The sequence below is a fragment of the Desertivirga xinjiangensis genome (genome assembly GCF_024436435.1).
Lineage (GTDB): Bacteria > Bacteroidota > Bacteroidia > Sphingobacteriales > Sphingobacteriaceae > Desertivirga > Desertivirga xinjiangensis.
On the sequence record NZ_JAFMZP010000008.1, the window covers coordinates 143,929 to 163,399 of the forward strand.

Genomic DNA, 19,471 nt, shown 5'->3' on the forward strand with positions numbered 1-19,471 from the left:
GCAGGATATAGTGTTTTGTTCTGCAATATATCCTGCACAAGCCTGTATGGCATGCTCATTGAAAACAGGGAGAGAGTTGTTTAGTGCAACTGATGAGATATATGAAAACAAAAATTTTACTAAGTTTATTATTGGTATCCTCTCTCGGGATTTATTCCTGTAAAAAAGATGGGCAGATTGATGGTCTGGCTGGCGTAGTCAAACTTGCCGACGTGAATGTGCCTGATGGGTTCACCTGGGAGTCATCCAGGGATATCAACTTTAAGATAGCTATTGCTGACAATCGTTTCCAGGATAATATTCATGTGATTGCCATTTATTCGGCAGATGGCGGGCTGATTACCAAAGGAGCGGCTTCCCTTACTAAACCTTTTGAGAGCAAGGCTTATGTTCCGCGAACAGTGAGCGAGGTATTTGTGGTCAAAACGGCTCCCGACAACTCATCCACTTCTCAAAAAATCCGGTTAGATGGTGATAAAGTCACATTGACCTTAAGTGCACCTCTTGTTCAAGCCGTAAGTTCGGTCAACAGTGCTTTTAATACTTCTTCTGATAGTCCCGATTGTACTACAGGCTGTTCCGAGACGATAACCTTGACTACAAACTCGCAAACGGTTTCCGTATCTGGTGGAAAAACTATCTGTGTGAATGGCAGCAATAAGTCTTTTGATGTTCAGTTTGGTTCGGGAGGCGGAACTTTAAGGATCTGTGGTACTAATCTTACCATCCAGGAATTAGCGAATAACAGGATCAATGATCCAATGGCAATCATCATAACTGCTGATGCCAGTGTTACCTTTGATGAGAAAAGGGCGACAAACTTTAATCAGAATAACAATACGCTGGAAAATTATGGACACCTTACTATTGAAGGTGGGATAAATCTTGCCGGTAAATTAAAAAACTTTGGTGTGTTGACTGTCAATGGCGAGTATAGTACGGAAACACAAACCAGTCCTGTTACAGAACATACCAACAATGGGACACTGATAGTCAATGGCCAGTTAGACGTAGGGTCTAATAGTTTCTTTTACAATAACGGGTCTGTTAAAGCGACCGATTTAAGGGTTTTTAACCACGCAACATTTATCAATAATTGCAAGTTGTTAGTAACAAACGAATATGATCATAGTACTTTGATGAAGAACTATGGTTATATCAAAGTCGACGGAGAAATATTTGTTAACGGATCGTCTGAACTGGCCCTTTACGGTGGGTCGATGATAAGCACCAGGGACATCAAAATAAACGGAACTATCAAAGGGTACGATTCGGGCTCCTTATTTAAAGTAAGTAATGAAACAGAACTGACCGGCGCCGGGACGCTGACCGGTAATTTCAGTTATTGTGATGCTAACGGGCTTGAAAAAAACAATGGAACCATTGAACATACCGTATCTCTGAATTGCAACTTATATATTCCTGTGTCTGGTTGTAATGCAGAGGGTAATGGAAGTGCTCCTGTTAAGGATACTGATGGGGACGGGGTGCTGGATAATATTGACGATTATCCACATGATGCTACTAAAGCGTTTAATAACTATTATCCCGGGGGGGGAGTTGACGACGGCGCAACGATTCTTTTTGAGGATATGTGGCCGGTGAAGGGTGATTATGACATGAATGATATAGTAATGTCTTACCAGTTAAAGGTGGTTACCAATGCTGCCAACAAGGTGGTCGAGCTTAGTGGTTCGTATAGCTTAAATGCCCGCGGGGGGATTTTTGAAAATGGCTTCGGCATAGAGTTTCCAATAAACCGCAGTTTAGTAAGTAATGTTAAAGGCGCTATACTGGAAGAAGGTCAGGATAAAGCAGTGCTTATTTTGTTCACCAATATGCAAAACGAGTTGCCGTACATGAATACGCGCGCAACAGATCCTTTCTCTCCTGCAAAAACGTATATGATCAGTTTCTCCGTAACTAATGGTCCTTCTTTAAGTGAATTCGGCCTCGGAGAATATAATCCCTTTATCTGGAATAGAGGAAAAGGGCGGTCTTATGAAGTTCATCTACCCGGACATATGCCAACAAGTCTGGGAGATCCGAAGCTTTTCGGTTCTGGTCATGATGCAAGCAATCCATCAAAAGGTATGTATTACGTTACATCTGAGGGTTTTCCCTGGGCTATCAGCGTTCCGGTGAAAAATCTTTCTTATCCTCTTGAAGGGATGGACATCGGCACTGCCTATTTAAAATTGTCACAGTGGGTTATGTCTGGCGGTGTTAACTTCAATGACTGGTATAGCAATCGCACTTCCGGCTACCGGAATGAGAATAACTTTTATAAAGCAGGGGAATAAATAGTCGCTCAGGGGCTTAGTTTCCCCGAAACGGGGAAGTGTTATTTTAAAATTGGGGAAATTTAAGCACAGGCTGTAATTTCCCCAATTTGTTTTTGCGAAGCGAGTATTGCATTAAATTCAGGTTTAAGTCGCTGTAAACAAGCTATTGTGGTTGCTTTCCGCTTATTATATATACACGAATCCCAATGGCATGCTCCTTGAACCAGGAGGGGTGTTGTTTCAGAACAATTGACGATATATGAAAAAAAAGTTTCTACTAAGTTTATTATTCATTTCTACCCTGGCTATTTATTCTTGTAAAAAAGATGGGCAGTCAGACGGGCAACTGAATGTTGACAAGCTCACGGATGTTAAAGTCCCGGATGGCTTTACATGGGAGTCTTCAAGGGATGTTACTTTCGACGTTTCAGTTACCGATGTACGCTTTTCTGATGCTATACACCAGGTTGCGATTTATGGTACTGACGGCACTCTTTATTCGAAGGGGTCCGCTACTTTAAGCGCTCCTTTTAAAACTAAAGTTTATCTCCCCTCTACAATTGAGGAAGTTTTTGTTGTGAAGACTGCTCCTGATAATTCAAGCGTTTCTCAGAAGGTGCAGGTGAGGAGCTCCTATATAGCGTTGTCTTTAGGCGCTTCTCTCAAGCTTGAAGGCCTTTCAGCGGTAAATACATCAGGGACGTCTGCAATTAGCCCTGACTGTACATCAGGTTGCAATCAAAGTATATTACTTACTCAAAATTGGCAGAATGTTAGTGTTTCAAATGGTCAAACCGTTTGTCTTACAGGTTCTAATAAAATATTTAACGTAGAATTAGGAAGTGGTGGCGGTACGCTTAAGATTTGCGGAACAGGATTAACTGTTCAAAACTTAAACAAAAACTCCGGAACGTCTGCTGTGGAGATTATTGTATCGGCAGGCAGTAATGTGTCGTTCTCTAATCTCGATCTTGACAGATCAAGTCACGTGTTAAAGAACTATGGAACGGTTACTTTTTCTGGAAATCTGGCGTGTTCAGGCAAAGTAAATAATTACGGAGCTTTAACGGTTAATGGCGATTACAACATTAATTCCGGAAACGTTTCGGGGCATACCAACGACGGTGTACTAACTGTTGGTGGTACAATGAATGTGAACAGTACCACTTCTTATACAAATAACGCCTCTGCGACCATAAAGAAGCTTCAGGTAAATAGCAATGGTGTTTTCAATAATAACTGTAAGCTAATCGTTGTTACCAATACAATAATAGATAAGACATTAAACAACTATGGTTATGTTTCGGTAGGTACAAGTACTCAAATAAATGCCAATGCTAAGATCAATCTCTACAGCGGTGCATTATTCGTAACTAAAGATCTGGAAAAGATCGGTGGTCATTTTGTAGGTAATGCAGGTACTTCTCTGGTTAATATAACGGGAACAATTGATAACAATTTGATTCTTGATGCCAACCAAACATCAAATGGTCAGAAATTTATAGGTCCGTTGCAGGTATGTTACAAATCAACGCTTACTGAAAGATTATTTAAAGAGGGGGCAGTCCAGGGATGTGACCTTTATATTGCACCTACAGGTTGTACTCCGGGCAACGGCGAAAGCCAGGTTGCTGATTCAGATGGTGATGGCGTGTCCGATAATCTGGATGATTATCCAAATGATCCCGAAAAAGCCTATGACAATTATTATCCTGGGCCAGGTTCAAATGCAGGAGCTACAGTAGCGTTTGAGGATCAGTGGCCAGTAAAAGGCGATTACGACATGAACGACGTGGTTATGTCTTACCAGTTAAAGGTGGTTACTGATGCACAGAATAAAGTAGTGGAAGTAGCAGGTACATATAACCTTCAGGCGCGTGGTGGTATTTTCCATAATGGTTTCGGCATAGAGTTCCCTGTGAGCCGCTCATCTGTTAGCGATGTAATCGGAGGTACCCTTGAAGAAGGTCAACAGAAAGCAGTAATTATCCTCTTTGATAACATGCATGCTGAGATGTATTCTTATAATACTCGTAAGGAAGAGGCGGTGTTGCCAGCAAAGTCATACCCAATTAGTTTTAAAGTTAGTAATGGTCCGCTTTTGGCTGATTTTGGATTGAGTGAATACAATCCATTTATCTGGAATAAAGTTGCAGGCCGCGGTTATGAGATCCATTTACCTGGTAGAAAGCCAACTTCTCTTGCCGATGTAAGCTTATTCGGAACAGGAGATGATAATTCAAGTGTAGCTGCTGGCAGATATTATATCAGCCCGGATGGCTATCCATGGGCGATAAGTATCCCTGTTAAGGAGTTCAATTATCCGGTAGAAGGTAAGGATATTGTTAAAGCTTACTTAAGACTTCCAATGTGGATCTCTTCAGGCGGAAGTAGTTATACGGACTGGTATTCTAATACCGGAAGCGGTTACCGGAACACTTCTAACCTGTTTAAATAGAATTATTATCTAAATTATATCTCTCTTAAAGGCCGGCTTTCACCGGCCTTTTTTTGTAAGTTCTGTTGAATATTATTCAACTACAGCTGAATCGCAGATATAGGTGGGAACTATGCCAGTGGCATTGATCCTGGTTATTGCATCTCCGGGAAGGGTGTTGCCGCTTAACACCAATATGGTATCGAAGCCGAATTTATTTCCGCCTAGAATATCGGTATGCAGCGTATCGCCAACCATTACAATATCTTTTTTTACAATCGGTCTGCGCTCCCGAATAAGATCATAAGCAAACATAAACATCTGAGAATCGGGTTTGCCAAAACGGATGAATTTACGGCCGACTATGGTTTCGATCATGCTGGCTATTCCACCCGCGGCAATGGATACCTCATTTTTTGTAACCGGATAAGAAAAGTCAGTGTTGGCAACAATTACCGGTATTGGTCGCTTCCTGATGAGGTTTACCGCTGTGTTTAAGTCTTTAAACCAGTCGAAACCTTCATCGTCCAGAAATACCAGGGCACTCACCTTGTCTATGTTGCTTTCATCGATACTGCTGACGGGCAGGGTATGAAGATCGGAGTCGTCTATGTAATGGGCTGAATTCGGAGTCCCAAGATAAGCTACAATGCCTTCATGCACTTTGAGATCGAGGTACTCTTTTGCAAGCATCCCGGAAGATACGATCCTGTCGGCAGTAACCGCATAAAGACCTGCCCTGTGGTAGGATTCTGCAAGTTGAACCGGACTCCTGGAAGCGTCGTTTGTTACAATGTAAAATTCTTTATTTTGAGCCTCGAGATACTCAAATGTGTTTTCGATTCCAGGTACAAGGCCTTTATAATTTTTTAAAACCCCGAAAGCATCGAAGAAAACTATTTTATACTGGTCAATTACTGATCTGAAATCTGAGAGTTGTATCATTCTTTATAAATATAACAGGAAATTATTTCTTACTTGAGCTTTAAGGCGTTCAATATCTTTTTCGCATCAAAATCCCTGTCGATCGACGGAAGATAGATATCAAATGCTTCAGCCTGAAGTTTTTTGGCGTATTGTTCGTTAAAGAAGTAAGTCCCATCTTTAATAACGTAGTTAAGAATGAAAAAACGATACACTTCCTTTAAAAAGCGAATCTCGTTGGAACTTAGGGGATTCACTTTGTGGTACTCCTGGAGGAAGATCAGGAAGCGTTCTTCCATCATAGGACTTATCACATAACTGAAGACGGTACGGTCGCCGATATCAGAAACTACCCTGCTGAAGAAATAGAAGTCCATCATGCGGGTACTCATCCGGAACCAGTCATAGTCCCAGCGCGAATAAAGTTTTAAACCGGGGGTGACGGAGAAGTTCCCGATGTTCCAGTCGATGAAGACAGGTATAGATTCAAAAGCGTCGGCTTTACATTTCAGGCGGTTCACCAGAAATTGATCGCAATGGTGCCTTAGGACTTCTTTTTGCTGCTCGTCGAATTCCTTCTGTGTTTTCCTGCTAAGCTGTTTTAACAGGACATTGACGTCTGTACGTAGTGTTTTCGATGATTTGGGTAGGTTCTTAACTTTCGAACAGGCTCTGTGAAAGCGGCCGATCTGTTCGCCCAGTTTGCGGATCTGGTTTTCGTCGAGACGACGGGGAAGGCGTTGCTGTACCCTTACAGGGTTGTAGAATATTACCCAGGCGTCTGTCTTTGCTTTTTTATAGTGGTATGTAAAAACCCTGTTGTTCTTTAACAGTGATTTTGCAAGCACATTTTCGAAGGGATAGAGTAAGTTGTTGGCTAAAGAATGAATGATGCGGTGATCTTCCTTAAAGTGTTCATACTTGCCAAAATAGGATAGTTTAGCAATTACAATATCATCATCATCAAAAGTTACCCTGAAAACATGATTGGTTGAAACCATCGCGCTGATATCCTCAATTTTACGGATGATTTTTGTTGGGTCGTATTCCTTCCAGGCTTTTTTAATAATAAGTGAATAATCCATTTTAAATGATCTCAAAATATCTTTTTAGTTCCCAGTCGCTTACCTGTTTTGAGAATTTTTTCCACTCCCAGATACGAGTGCTGGTGAAGTGTTGAACAAACTCATCCCCAAAAAGATCCTTTGCCAGTGATGATTCCTGCATGATCAGCGACGATTCGTACAGGTTTGATGAAAGCCGGGCACTCGACTTATTTTCATAGGCATTGCCTGCTGTTGAGGCAATATCGAGTTTCAGCTTATGTTTAATGCCGTACAGTCCTGAAGCCAAGGCTGCGGAAATTGCCAGATAAGGATTTGTATCTGATCCGGGAATCCTGGTTTCGAGGCGGGTATACTGATGTGAGGTATTGATCACACGTAGTGCCGTGGTTCTGTTTTCGATGCCCCAGGTAACGGTAGTTGGAGCCCAGGCACCTTCAACGAGGCGCTTATAACTATTGATGGTTGGAGCATACATAGGCAAAATATGGGGTAGGCAATATAGCTGACCAGCCAGGTAGTGCTTCATCAGTTCAGACATCTTATCGGGCTGATGCGGGTCATAAAAGAGGTTTGCTGACTGCTCTTTATTCCATAAGCTCTGATGTACATGGCCGCTGCAGCCAGGTAATTCCTCATTCCATTTCGCCATGAAAGAGGCCAGGATCCCATGTTTGTAAGCAATCTCTTTCACTGCGGTTTTGAGTAGTATTGCTTTGTCTGCAGCCTTCAATACTTCATCATGCGTAATTGCTGCTTCGTACACGCCGGGACCAGTTTCGGTATGCAGGCCCTCCAAGCCTATATTGAAATCTGCCAGGCGGTTAAAGAGATCATTATTAAAGTCGTTATAAAGAGAAGGGCGAAGTATGGAATAGCCGAACATGCCAGGCGTAATCGGCTGGAGATTGCTAAAATTTTTTTGCTGCAGACTGTCGGGTGTTTCTCTGAAATTGAACCATTCAAATTCCTGGGCAAACTCGGCATGGTAGCCAAGGTTATCACAGTCTTTTATAATGCGTTTTAGCAAGCTTCGGGGACAAGCAGGAAGATCGTTTCCATCGGCTTTACTAAAGTCAGCCAGGAAGAACGGTAAATTATCCTGCCATGAAATAAGGCGGAAAGTTTCAGGATCGATACGGCAAAGCTGATCGGGAAAGCCGGTTTGCCAACCAGTTACTTCAACGTTTGGATATAGCTCATCAGCGCTATCCCAGCCAAAAATCACATCGCAAAACCCATAGCCGCTTTCAAGTCCGTCAAGAAACTTTTGGCTGCTTATTATTTTGCCGCGTAAAATACCATCTATATCTGCAAACGCAAACTTTATTTTTGCTATATTATTTTCCTTTAAATACCTGATGATCTCTTGCTTATCCATTAGTGTCGTGTTTTACGTGCTTAAGGTCATTTAAAAGATAAATATAAACGATTTTAGCTCTTATGGAACATACAAATCAATTGCTTTTTATTTATGGCACCCTGCTGCAAGTGGGGAACGAATTCGCCGAATATCTAAGGGCAAACAGCACCGTCATTTCGCGCGGAAAGTTTAAGGGGAGATTATATGATCTGGGAAGTTATCCTGCTGCAGTGTATGATAAAAGAACCAATGCTTATGTTTACGGAACCATCGTCAAGATGGAAAAGGTTGACGAGGTGTTGAAGCATCTCGATTATTATGAGGGAATCGGGCAAACTTACTGCGAATACGAAAGGGTTTTGATTGAAGTGGAGAGTGAGGGGGCTGGTGATCTGGTGAAAGCATTGTCGTGCTGGGTATATATGTTTAAGCTGTCTGAAAGAGGGCTGAAATTAATCAGTGGCGGGGACTATTTGGAGTATAAGAACGGTTCGAAGAACCTACGATAGGGCTTCGAGATCACAGATCTCGAAGAGCGGGAATAAGATAATTTCTTTTGATGGAAGCGAATGCTGGCCCAGGCGTGCCACGTGTGCCATGAATTTCAAATCAACATAAATTCTTCGAAGGGATAGCCCCCCCGGCTTTCCCGCGTGATCCCAGGTGTGCCACGTGTGCTTAGAAAAAATAAAAAACCCCTGAATCTCTTCAGGGGTTTTAAAAATATTATATTCCTATTTGTATCTGTATTAAACAGTAACCGATTTAACAGTTTTGATGATACGTGCTGCTACTTTGTAAGGATCTGCCGCAGAGTTTGGACGACGATCTTCAAGGTAACCTTTCCATCCCCATTTAGGAACTACAACAGGGATACGGATAGAAGCACCACGGTCAGATACTCCATAAGAGAAATCATGGATAGAAGCAGTTTCGTGTTTACCAGTTAAACGTTTGTCGTTGTCAGCTCCGTAAACATCGATGTGCTCTTTTACAACCGGACGGAACGCTTCGCAAACTTTTGTGAAGATTTCCTGGCTGCCTGCAGTTCTTAGTAAAGTATTTGAGAAGTTTGCGTGCATACCTGAACCATTCCAGTCTAACTCACCAAGAGGTTTGCAATGCCAGTTGATCGATACTCCGTATTTCTCTCCGATTCTTTCTAATAAATAACGGCCAATCCAGATCTGGTCGCCGGCTTCTTTAGCACCTTTAGCAAAGATCTGAAATTCCCACTGTCCGGCCGCTACTTCGGCGTTGATACCTTCAACATTTAAACCTGCTTCTAAGCAAACGTCTAAATGCTCTTCGATAATCTCCCTTCCATATGCGTTTTTAGCGCCAACAGAACAGTAGTAAGGACCTTGTGGAGCAGGGTAACCATTTGCAGGGAAGCCTAAAGGTTTATTAGTCTCGTTGTCCCAAAGGAAATACTCTTGTTCGAAGCCAAACCAAAAATCATTATCATCATCTTCGATAAGTGCACGGCCATTTGACTCATGCGGATTTCCGTCAGCATCAAGTACTTCGCACATTACCAGGTAACCATTTTTTCTTTGAGGGTCAGGGCAAATGAACACTGGTTTTAAAATACAGTCAGAAGAACCACCTGGTGCCTGCTCGGTTGAAGAACCATCAAAGCTCCAAAGAGGGCAATCCTCTAATTTACCGCTAAAATCTTTTTCAATTTTTGTTTTGCTACGAAGGCTTTGTGTGGGTTTATAGCCATCAAGCCAGATGTACTCTAATTTTGCCGCCATTTTTTATTTGTTTGCTCTAATTTGATTCAAAAATATTGTATTGAATTTTGATTTCAATGGAAATACGTCACGAATTTATGTGTTTTGTTTTAAATATTTCAAAATATTTCAATAAAATTCATTTTTTCAGGTAAATATTACAATAACTTACAAATAAAGCAGGATCTAAGAGGCGTTTTCTCAATGGCTTTCAAGGTTGGTGACAAAGCAGGCAAATTATCTTGTAAGACAGGAAGGTATAAAAAAAGCCTTCGTGAGGGTAAACTCACATACGGAGGATGTAAATGGGTTGAAAGCGGATCAAGCTTAAAAGTTGGGGGCCTTCCTTGCTTCGTCATCCTGAACTTGTTTCAGGATCTCCTGCTTAAGCATTTCCTTTATAGTCCAAGAGATGCCGAAATGAGTTGAAATGAGTTTGGCATGACGACCGTTTCAAAAAGTTGGCATTAATGCGCTTAGCCGCCCCCCAACCTTTCCACTTGATCCTTGAAAGCTTGTCGCCTTGTAGAAACAGGTGACTTCATAAAAAACAAGGTTGCAGGGATGCTGCAACCTGTAGTGAAACGGTTTAGGGAAATATCGGGAGAAACTCTAGCTGAAGAAATCAGTAGTTAAGATTTGAAAATATTGGGGGCTTGATGGTGTTAAAGCACCTTCTATATATAGCTTTACGTCTTTTGCAATATCTATCAAACCTGTGCCAGGAGTATATAGAATTATATTTCTATTACGTCTTGCTGTGTTCAGCGCGGCTTCTGCAAGTTTAATACTTGTGTTTTTTGTTTTAAGGTTCTCGAAAATGATGTTTAAGGAAGTAATCAGTAATTTTTGGTCTGGTGTATTGCAAATGGAATTTTCCGATATAAGAGATATGAGTTGCGACAAACTTTCCAACCTTTTTTCATAAGATGGAGAAGATAAAGGAATGTTAAACTTCATTTTTTCCCTGGTGACTGCAAAGTCTGTCAGCACTCTTTGACCCTTCAAGTCTTTAACCAGCGAATCAATAGAACTAGCGCCCTCCTCATCTATAAAAGCTTCCCGGCGTAAACTAAGGATCCTGTTGGCTAAAGGTTCAAGACCTTCCCAGGCTTTTTCCCGCGCATCTACTGTTGCTGCATATACACGCAAGGCAAGGGTAACACCCTGTAGCGATGATTTTGCCTGTGCATAAAGGTGTTTAAGGTTTTTTAAACTTAAGTCTGCTCTGGGGGGATTGTAATTGTCGCCGAGAACCTCAATGCTTATTAAAAGGCTGCCAAAATTGCCTACGTTTTTACCATGTCCGCTTTCCGATAGTAATGCCATTCCTGATCGATTTTTTTCAGGATAAAATTAAAATCAATTACAAGTGGCGGCAATTGGGTAAATCACCCTATTTTTTTGCAGAATTTACGCAAGTATCTCCCTCCTGCACATAAAAAACGTCGCTTAAGTTGTTTTTTTTTCGTGCAGTTTATGGTTTTTTCAAAAGAAGAGAATGCAGCAGATCTACCTTTTCTTTCGTCCTGCCCCTTTTTGCCTGCCTCTGGTGTCTAAGGTGAGGCTTTCGGAGGCAGCCTTGAACTGCATGTTAAGTACGTATACAGCTTCCATCAGTTTTTCAAGATCCTCTAAGAAATGTTTAAGTTCTTCCGCATCAATTACAGTAAAATGGCGGGGTTCAACCTGATGCTTTTTTAAGAACATCCGGCATGTAGCCAAGTCCCAATTTTCAGGAAAGTCCTGAAGTACAGAAATAGGGTCATTTAATTCTTTCCAGGTAAGGTGATACGGATAGTCTTCGCTGCCAAGCCGACTAAGCATGTCTAAAGTGATTTCCATAATTTTGAGGAGATTTAACGACTCTCCGAAACAATATTAAACATAATTGTATAAAAATGCAATGAAAAACGTAGATGTTAATATACATATGCGTGTATTAATTTGGTGTGATTGAAAGAGACTAGCAAAAACATACATAGGGGCAGCGTTTTGGGAAAAGCTGTTCAGCAAAGTGAGCTGAGTAAGACAGTTATTGCAAAAAAGGCTGGTTATAACCGCACTTCATTGTACAACCATATCAAACTGGAAGATCTGTCTTTTGAGATCCTGGAGAAGTATGGAAAGGCGCTTGGCTACGATTTTACACAAGTGTTTCCGGAGATGATCAGGTATATCTCTTTTGAGGATGCAAAAGCGGATTATAATGAATCGCTGACGTTCGATCAGCTTTTAAAACAGCGTGATAGCTGGCGGGATAAGTATTATGATCTGCTTGAAAAATACAACCGGGTGATTGAAGAGAAGCTGGCGTTGAATCAGTCTAAATGAGATTAGTAGATTCTTGACAAACGTTTTACACCAAAAAGAAATCTTTTTAAGTGTTTGGGGCTTTACTTTGATGTATGGATAATTCAACAGTAAGAAGCTCCCAAAATATACCTTTATCTGTTTTAGACCTGGTACCTGTTCTGAGCGGAAGGGGAATCTCAGATTCATTTAAGAGCAGCCTGCAGCTGGCTCAGCACGCTGAGCGCCTTGGATATAAGCGTTACTGGCTGGCCGAGCATCATAATATGCCCGGGATAGCAAGTTCAGCTACCCCGGTGCTTATTGGCTACATTGCCCAGGGTACTTCTTCAATCCGGGTGGGATCTGGGGGGGTAATGTTACCAAATCATGCTCCGCTCATCGTTGCTGAACAATTCGGAACACTGGCGAGCCTGTATCCTGGACGCATCGACCTTGGCCTTGGCCGGGCGCCTGGAACTGACCAGCTGACAGCAATGGCCCTCCGGCGTCATTTAAGCGGCAGTGTTGAAGACTTCCCACAAAACGTTCAGGAATTAAGGACATATCTATCTGCACAGAATAGCAGTGCGAAGGTGCGGGCGGTTCAGGCTGAAGGCGTTGACTTACCGGTTTGGCTGCTTGGCTCAAGTACTTATAGTGCTCAACTTGCCGCCCTGCTGGGATTGCCCTTTGCTTTTGCCAGTCATTTCGCGCCTGCGATGCTCCATGCATCTTTGAATTTATATCGAAGCAACTTTAGGCCGTCTAACGACCTTTCAGCCCCTTATGTTATGGCTGGAATTAATGTCATAGCTGCCGATAGCGATGAGGAAGCCCGTTATCTTGCGAGTTCATTATACCTGTCTTTCCTAAATGTTATTAAAGGAAGTGCCTTGCCCATGCAACCTCCCGTCAAAAATCTTGATGATTATTGTAGTCCCTCAGAACGCTATGCAGTGGAACAAATGCTTAGCTACACTTTCATTGGAAGTCCCGAAACCTTGAGGGGAAAGCTTCAGAATTTTTTACAGCAAACTGGAGTAGATGAACTGATGGTAGTTTCGTCTATTTATGAGCCTTCAGCCCGGATGTATTCCTACCAGCTTCTTGCTGAATTGGAACTGAGGTAAACGGGATTTACAACCTGAGAAGGCACTTTACATATTTCTGCTCATTCCGGCAATACTAGCATTCAGAGCCGGATATTTATGTAATATAGCTCTATAATCGCTAAAAAGCAGATATGAGTAAGGCTGATGATTTATTAAATTCACTTGATGAGGCTTTGGTTGAAGTAGATCATGATTTGAAAATATTATATCATAACCAAAAGGCAGCGCAAATCCTGCCTTTGAAGGAAAATGATGCCTTACTGTATCGAGGGCGAAGAGCTATAACGGAGTTTTTACCTCATCAAACAGTCATAGTATTTAAGCATGCGAAAGAAAAAAGAGAAAGCACCTTCAGATCTTTTTTTTCTGATCATGTCCAAAAGTGGATCTTGTTTTCGGTTAAGCCTCTTAAAAATTCCTTTTTAGTTGCCTTATATGATCAAAGCAGGGCCGGGGATGAGATTAGAAATACCAGCGATCTGCTTCGGGCTGTATTTCATGCATCCACCTTACCCATCACCGTGTTCAGCAGCGTTCGTAACGATGTCGGAGAGGTAATCGATTTTGAGTATGTTATGGAAAATGTAGTAGCTGAACAGCTTTGGAAAAATGGCCGCATGGGCGAAAGGTTGCTGTCATTACATCCGTCAATCCGAACCACCGGAATTATTGATCTGTATAAAGAAGTAGTTGAAACCGGAGAACCACTGGACAAGGAGGTTCATTTTGTGGGAGGTATCCTGAGAGGCTGGTATCGTTTAACCGCAGTAAAGTTCGACGACTCTGTAGCGACCACTGTAGAAAATATTTCGGAACGGAAGGAGGCCGAGTACGCTATGCAAAAGAGCCTTCATTTACTCTCTAACTCGGAGGCTATTGCAAAAATGGGCAGCTGGGAATATGACCTTGAGACAGAAGTATGGTCATGGTCCAGGGGTATGTACAACATTTTTGGAATTGTTGAAGGCACTGAAGTTTATCCTGATAAGTATCTTAACCTGATCGTACCGGAACAGCGCGACATTGCTAAGCGAATAATTACCTGTATTAAAAGTACATGCGAGTCATTCGATGAAATAGTGGATATACAAGTAGGCGGAGGTTTGAAAGTTATTCACCTGAAGGGTTTTCCATTATTTGGAAGCGATGGCCGGGTGGAGAAAATGATTGGGATTGATATGGATATCACTGAAACGAAACTGACTGAAAATGAACTAAAAAGGCAAAAATTTTTCGTACAGCAGATCACTCAGGGCTACTCCGGATATCATTTCCATTTTCGACTTGGAAAAACTATCTTATGTATATATTAATAAAGAGCTCCACCCAATTTTAGGATATTCTTCGCGACAAATTAAGGCGATGGACTATATGGAGTCGCAAAAGCTTATTTGTGTGGACGATCTCCCATCCATTGAGGAATACCTCCGCAGCTTCCAGGAAAGTGGTAATGAAGATGTGAGAGAAGTTGAGTTCAGGGTTAAGAATATTCATGGCCAGTGGTGGTGGGTTAAGGCCAGAGGAAAGGTGTTTAAAAGGAATGCTGGTGGAAAAGTTACTCAGATAATCTCCATTATACAGGATTGGAGTCAGAAGAAGGAAGCAGAAGAGAAAAAGCAGGAAAATGAATTCATGCAGGCCTTGCTTCAAAAAAAGGATGAGTTTATGAGTGTTGCAAGCCATGAATTAAAAACTCCAATTACTACTATTAAGGCATCTCTGCAGGTATTACAGCGTCAGGTGGAAAGGCAGGTAGATGAGAGCATCTTGCTTGTCTTCATAAAAAGAGCAATTCTACAAATCAATAAACTGAGTACCCTGATAGGTGATTTGATGGATAACACCAAAATACAATCGGGCAAACTTCGGTTGGACATCAGTTCCTGCACCATGGACGAAATTATTGCCGATAGTATCTTGCATGGCTTTAACCTGGAAAATATTATAATAGAAAATACAGTGACAGAGCCTGTAGAGGTTGACAGGATACGGATAGAACAGGTGCTGACCAATTATATCAGCAATGCTATTAAATATTCTCCAGGCTCGGATAAAATACTTTTAAGGGTGAATACGGAAGGAGATTCTGTTAAGGTGTCCGTGCGCGATTTTGGAATTGGTATTGCCAGGGAGAAGACCCCTTATGTATTTGACCGTTTTTTCAGAGTAAATGAGGCTTCGACCCAGTTCTCAGGCCTGGGTTTGGGTTTGTATATTTCTGCTGAAATAATAAATCTTCATCAAGGAAGATATGGAGTAGAAAGTGAAGAAGGGAAAGGTTCCACATTCTGGTTTTCAGTTCCATTTAAGCACCAGCCAACAAATGAATCAAGTATGTAGTGTTCAAGTTTATTTTGGATATGCATTACTTTTCTTTTGAAAGCTGTAAATGAGATAAAATAAAGCTGGTAGTATAAAGACACTTCCTGCCAATAGAGCTATCCCTAGGGCCTCAATAGTCTTTTCATGGCCTGCATGTTCCATTAGGGATAAGTGTCCACCGTTTTTAAACAGAACGATATTAGGGAAATGTCTGAAGGTGGTCGTCAAAAGAATCATAGTAACTTGAAATCCTGCTAAGATTCGCAGGATTTGCGTTTTTCCTTTCAACAGGAGCACCCACAGGAGGATCAAAGATAGTGTTGCCGCGGTAATGCAGATGATGCCTGTTATGTTACCAAACACCCAGTCTATTAAAGGAATTTTTTCAATGAAGGCTGCAATAAAAACAAGCGCTCCGCAAATCACGGCGGCAATATTAAATACCAATGCCTTGCGTATAAAGCGCTTTTTGTCGGATTCGTTAGTGGTTTCGCCGATAATATAGATGGCTGCAAGGAAGCCGCAAATGGCGACAGTGAAGAGCCCCACTGTAAACGAAAACCAATTTAGCCAGCTGAAAACATAAGCCGACAGAAAATCAGGGGCATGCGGGTCTATATGGCCCGATACGGCGCTTCCGGCAATAATGCCGAGAAAAAGTGGTGTCACAAAGCTAGAATAAACGAAGATCCTATTATAGAGATGCTGCATATCGTCTACTACAGCATCGTAATGCCGGAATGTAAAAGCCGTACCTCTGGCTATGATGCCGAGCAGCATGACTGTTAAGGGGATATGCAGGTAAACAGACATAGTTGAATAAATTACAGGGAATCCCACAAAAAGGATAACGATGGCGATAATAAGCCACATATGATTTGCCTCCCAGATTGGGCCGATCGCCTGGTATAGTGTTTTCCTGGTTTGTTTTTTATTGGCCTCGGAAGTAAAAAGTTCAATGATCCCAGCGCCGAAATCGGCCCCTCCCATTAGCAGGTATAAAAGGATGGCTGTCCAAAGGAATATAATTACCACATACAACATGTTAGTCTCTTTTGGGTTTAACATCTGCAGGAAGGTCGTAGAGCTGACCAACCATATTAATTTGCCTGTAAAGCATAAAAATCACAATCGCTGCCAGTGAAACGTATACAGCAGTAAAGAGATAAAAAGAATAGGCGATCCCCGGCATAGGTGTTACGGCATCGGCTGTTCGCATCACACCATGTATGATCCATGGTTGACGGCCTACTTCGGTTACTGTCCAGCCGGCTTCGACAGCAATGAATCCCATAGGAGTAGCAGCAACAAAGAATTTTAGGAGCCACTTGCTGTTTTGCCAGTGCTTTTTCTTCCATAAGGCTATGAAATATAAAATAGCGAGCACCATCATTATCATCCCCAGGCCTACCATGATCTGGAAAGCATAATGGGTAATGGCGACGGGCGGCTGATCTTCAGCGGGAATGCTGTCTAAGCCTTTTACTTCGGCGTTGGTATCACCGTGTGCCATAAAGCTCAATAATCCGGGTATTTTAATAGCATAATCTACTGTTTTAGTTTCCGGGTTGGGTACTCCACCCACGATCAGGGCAGCATTCTTCTCCGTATGGAAGTGTGCTTCCATTGCCGCAAGTTTTGCGGGCTGGCGCTGAGCAACGTCTTTTGCAGATATATCCCCGCTAAGAGGCTGGAAGATTGCAGCCACTGCTCCAAAAACAGCGGCAATTTTAAACGATTTCTTATGGAATTGTATGTTCTTTCCTTTAAGGATCATGAGGGCATGAATGCCAGCCACTGCAAAGCCAGTGGCTACAAAAGCTGCAATAGACATATGCAGTGCCTGTGAAAACCATGCATCATTGAACATAGCTGCCATCGGATCGATATTGAGGTATTGCCCGTTTACATAATCAAAACCAGCCGGACTGTTCATCCAGGCGTTTGCTGCTACTACAAGGATGCCGGATACTAGTCCGCTAATGCCGACAATTACTCCGGTGAACCAGTGAAACCAGGGGTTAAACCGGTTCCATCCGTAGAGGAAAAAACCGAGGGCAATTGCTTCGATGAAGAAAGCTGTTCCTTCCAGGGAAAAGGGCATCCCAAAGATAGGCCCGGCATGTTTCATAAATCCCGGCCAGAGTAAGCCCAATTCGAAGGATAAAACAGTACCGGAAACAGCGCCAGTAGCGAAAAATATGGCAACTCCTTTGCTCCAGGCCTTAGTGATATTCTTATAGAGGACGTCGTTAGTTTTAAGCCAGTAATAATGTGCAACCGCCATAAAAAACGGCATTACCATCCCAATACAAGAAAAAACAATGTGAAAACCCAGAGAAAGGGCCATCTGTGAGCGGGCTGCTAGAAAATCATCCATACAAATGAATATTAAAGATGCATTGGGGTCAAAGCTAAGTCTTGACAGCCTAATTAGCCATCTTTTATAGGGTTAATTGAAAATTAAAATCATTCTAATTTGTATCTTTTTTTTGAAATATGGAGATCTGTTGGCGTAAAACTTGCAGAACTAAACAGGATAAGTAAAAAGTACCACAAATGCGATGAATGATACCACTTCAAACAAGTGTTATGCTTTACTTTTGCAGAGATGAACAACGTTCCCGTATATGATATCGGATCACTTTCAGAATTTCGAAGTCAGGATATTTTGATCAGCAGGTTTGCGCCGTATCTGAAAAATCATCATAAGTTGAGATTGCCACACAGGCACAACTTTTACCATATGGTTTTGTTCACAGATGGCGGCGGAGAACATACTATTGACTTTGAAAAGTTTAAAGTAAATCCCTTTCAGATTTATTTTATGGTGCCAGGGCAAGTTCATAGCTGGGATTTTGAGGGGAATGTTGATGGTTATGTGATTAATTTCTCTCCATCCTTTTTTCAGTCATTTTTATTGCGGCCTGATTATTTGGAAGGCTTTGGTTTTTTCCAGGGGATCACTTCAGAATCTGTCATCGAAATTCCTGAAGTTTTACAAACAAAACTTACCGGACTTTTTGAAGACATGCTGAATGTAAAGCAGCACGCAGGGAAGTTTGAACTGGACAATATTCGCCTGCTGATTTTACAACTTTTTATTCTGGTGAATGAATTAAGCGTTGAAGAAGGAGCTAAAGCGCTGTCTTCTTATAACGTTATGTTGCTGAAGAACTTTCAAAGACTTATAGAGAAAAACTTTACCGAGCTAAGATTTCCAAAGGAGTATGCTGAATTGCTGTATATTACTCCTAATCATCTAAATGCCATCTGCAATGAGATGCTGGGGCTTTCAGCGGGCGAACTGATCAGAAACCGCGTGTTGCTTGAAGCTAAAAGGCTGCTGGTGAATCTGGACCTTTCAGTATCCGGGATAGCTTACCAGCTTAACTTCAACGATAACTCTTATTTCACTAAATTTTTTAAAAAGCAGGTGGGTATAACACCTGATGAGTTCAGACGACAGGTGTTTAAAAATAACAGACATGAAAAGTATAAAAATAGATAACAATAGATCGGAAACGCCGGTTCTTTATGCGGCACTACATGCAAAATGCCCTCGCTGCAGAAGAGGCAATATGTTCGATGGCCCAATGTATGGACTGAAGTTCCAGAAAATGAATGTGAGTTGCCCTCATTGTGGTTTAAGATTTGAACGGGAGCCAGGATATTTTTATGTATCGATGTTTATAAGCTATGCTATGAGCGTTGCTGAAACTATCGCCGTTGCCGTGTTAACGTATCTGTTCACAAATAATCTGGAAGATCCTTTATTATATATTGCAACGATCTTTCCGGCAGTATTTCTGCTATCACCTTTTAACTACAGATATTCGAGGGTGGCACTGTTATACTGGCTGACTCCTGGATTGCACTATGATCCTGAAAAGGATAAATAGTTTTATTATTCAAATAATTGAAAGCTTA

At 41.8% G+C, this 19,471-nt stretch carries 17 protein-coding genes; 9 read left to right on the plus strand and 8 right to left on the minus strand.

The genetic code is table 11. The annotated features are described in order from the left end of the window. The first annotated feature begins 101 nt into the window (after positions 1-101). Positions 102-2,303, plus strand: a complete 2,202-nt coding sequence (locus J3P37_RS18170; RefSeq protein WP_256012779.1) for an LruC domain-containing protein — start codon at positions 102-104, stop codon at positions 2,301-2,303. Positions 2,304-2,544: 241 nt separating this feature from the next. Then, positions 2,545-4,743, plus strand: coding sequence for an LruC domain-containing protein (locus J3P37_RS18175; RefSeq protein WP_256012780.1), 2,199 nt, complete (start codon positions 2,545-2,547; stop codon positions 4,741-4,743). 72 nt (positions 4,744-4,815) lie between these two features. On the opposite strand, the gene J3P37_RS18180 is transcribed toward J3P37_RS18175, so the two are convergent. From J3P37_RS18180 to J3P37_RS18190, 3 genes are read right to left on the minus strand one after another with little or no spacing between them, the layout of a single operon-like run. Beyond that, positions 4,816-5,667 carry an HAD-IIA family hydrolase gene (locus J3P37_RS18180; RefSeq protein ID WP_256012781.1) on the minus strand — a complete coding sequence of 284 codons (852 nt, stop codon included), beginning with the start codon at positions 5,665-5,667 and terminating at the stop codon, positions 4,816-4,818. A 29-nt stretch (positions 5,668-5,696) separates the two neighbouring features. Further along, positions 5,697-6,731, minus strand: a complete 1,035-nt coding sequence (locus tag J3P37_RS18185; protein ID WP_256012782.1) for an aminoglycoside phosphotransferase/kinase family protein — start codon at positions 6,729-6,731, stop codon at positions 5,697-5,699. Position 6,732: 1 nt separating this feature from the next. Continuing rightward, on the minus strand, positions 6,733-8,091 hold the full coding sequence (locus J3P37_RS18190) for a glutamine synthetase family protein (RefSeq protein ID WP_256012783.1): 1,359 nt from the start codon (positions 8,089-8,091) through the stop codon (positions 6,733-6,735). 62 nt (positions 8,092-8,153) lie between these two features. On the opposite strand from J3P37_RS18190, the gene J3P37_RS18195 reads away from it, so the two are divergent. After that, entirely contained in the window at positions 8,154-8,582 is a 429-nt protein-coding gene (locus J3P37_RS18195) for a gamma-glutamylcyclotransferase family protein (RefSeq protein ID WP_256012784.1), read from the plus strand. Between the two features lie 240 nt (positions 8,583-8,822). On the opposite strand, the gene J3P37_RS18200 is transcribed toward J3P37_RS18195, so the two are convergent. The 3 genes from J3P37_RS18200 to J3P37_RS18210 all read right to left on the minus strand — a co-directional run bounded on the left by J3P37_RS18200 (position 8,823) and on the right by J3P37_RS18210 (position 11,657). Next, positions 8,823-9,833 carry a glutamine synthetase beta-grasp domain-containing protein gene (locus J3P37_RS18200; RefSeq protein WP_256012785.1) on the minus strand — a complete coding sequence of 337 codons (1,011 nt, stop codon included), beginning with the start codon at positions 9,831-9,833 and terminating at the stop codon, positions 8,823-8,825. Positions 9,834-10,424: 591 nt separating this feature from the next. Further along, positions 10,425-11,141, minus strand: a complete 717-nt coding sequence (locus J3P37_RS18205; RefSeq protein WP_256012786.1) for a hypothetical protein — start codon at positions 11,139-11,141, stop codon at positions 10,425-10,427. A gap of 183 nt (positions 11,142-11,324) precedes the next feature. Beyond that, a complete protein-coding gene (locus J3P37_RS18210; RefSeq protein WP_256012787.1) occupies positions 11,325-11,657 on the minus strand; it encodes a hypothetical protein in 333 nt (110 codons plus the stop codon). A 111-nt stretch (positions 11,658-11,768) separates the two neighbouring features. Between J3P37_RS18210 and J3P37_RS18215 the strand changes: the two genes are divergently transcribed. The 4 genes from J3P37_RS18215 to J3P37_RS18230 all read left to right on the plus strand — a co-directional run bounded on the left by J3P37_RS18215 (position 11,769) and on the right by J3P37_RS18230 (position 15,559). Continuing rightward, the gene (locus tag J3P37_RS18215) at positions 11,769-12,146 is read left to right on the plus strand and encodes a hypothetical protein (protein ID WP_256012788.1); all 378 of its coding nucleotides are present in this window, start codon (positions 11,769-11,771) and stop codon (positions 12,144-12,146) included. 74 nt (positions 12,147-12,220) lie between these two features. Then, the gene (locus tag J3P37_RS18220; RefSeq protein WP_256012789.1) at positions 12,221-13,237 is read left to right on the plus strand and encodes an LLM class flavin-dependent oxidoreductase; all 1,017 of its coding nucleotides are present in this window, start codon (positions 12,221-12,223) and stop codon (positions 13,235-13,237) included. 113 nt (positions 13,238-13,350) lie between these two features. After that, positions 13,351-14,532 (plus strand): nitrogen regulation protein NR(II), encoded by a 1,182-nt coding sequence (locus J3P37_RS18225; protein WP_256012790.1) that lies wholly within the window; start codon positions 13,351-13,353, stop codon positions 14,530-14,532. Then, positions 14,504-15,559 (plus strand): sensor histidine kinase, encoded by a 1,056-nt coding sequence (locus J3P37_RS18230; protein ID WP_256012791.1) that lies wholly within the window; start codon positions 14,504-14,506, stop codon positions 15,557-15,559. Before J3P37_RS18225 ends, J3P37_RS18230 begins: the two co-directional genes overlap by 29 nt. Before the next feature lie 9 nt (positions 15,560-15,568). Here the strand turns inward: J3P37_RS18230 and J3P37_RS18235 are convergent, their stop codons facing one another. Both J3P37_RS18235 and J3P37_RS18240 read right to left on the minus strand, forming a co-directional pair. Continuing rightward, a complete protein-coding gene (locus J3P37_RS18235) occupies positions 15,569-16,585 on the minus strand; it encodes a cytochrome d ubiquinol oxidase subunit II (RefSeq protein WP_256012828.1) in 1,017 nt (338 codons plus the stop codon). Between the two features lies 1 nt (position 16,586). Then, positions 16,587-17,921 (minus strand): cytochrome ubiquinol oxidase subunit I, encoded by a 1,335-nt coding sequence (locus tag J3P37_RS18240; protein WP_256012792.1) that lies wholly within the window; start codon positions 17,919-17,921, stop codon positions 16,587-16,589. A 231-nt stretch (positions 17,922-18,152) separates the two neighbouring features. On the opposite strand from J3P37_RS18240, the gene J3P37_RS18245 reads away from it, so the two are divergent. After that, entirely contained in the window at positions 18,153-19,052 is a 900-nt protein-coding gene (locus J3P37_RS18245) for a helix-turn-helix domain-containing protein (RefSeq protein ID WP_256012793.1), read from the plus strand. Next, entirely contained in the window at positions 19,030-19,443 is a 414-nt protein-coding gene (locus J3P37_RS18250; protein ID WP_256012794.1) for a DUF983 domain-containing protein, read from the plus strand. Before J3P37_RS18245 ends, J3P37_RS18250 begins: the two co-directional genes overlap by 23 nt. Positions 19,444-19,471 lie beyond the last annotated feature (28 nt).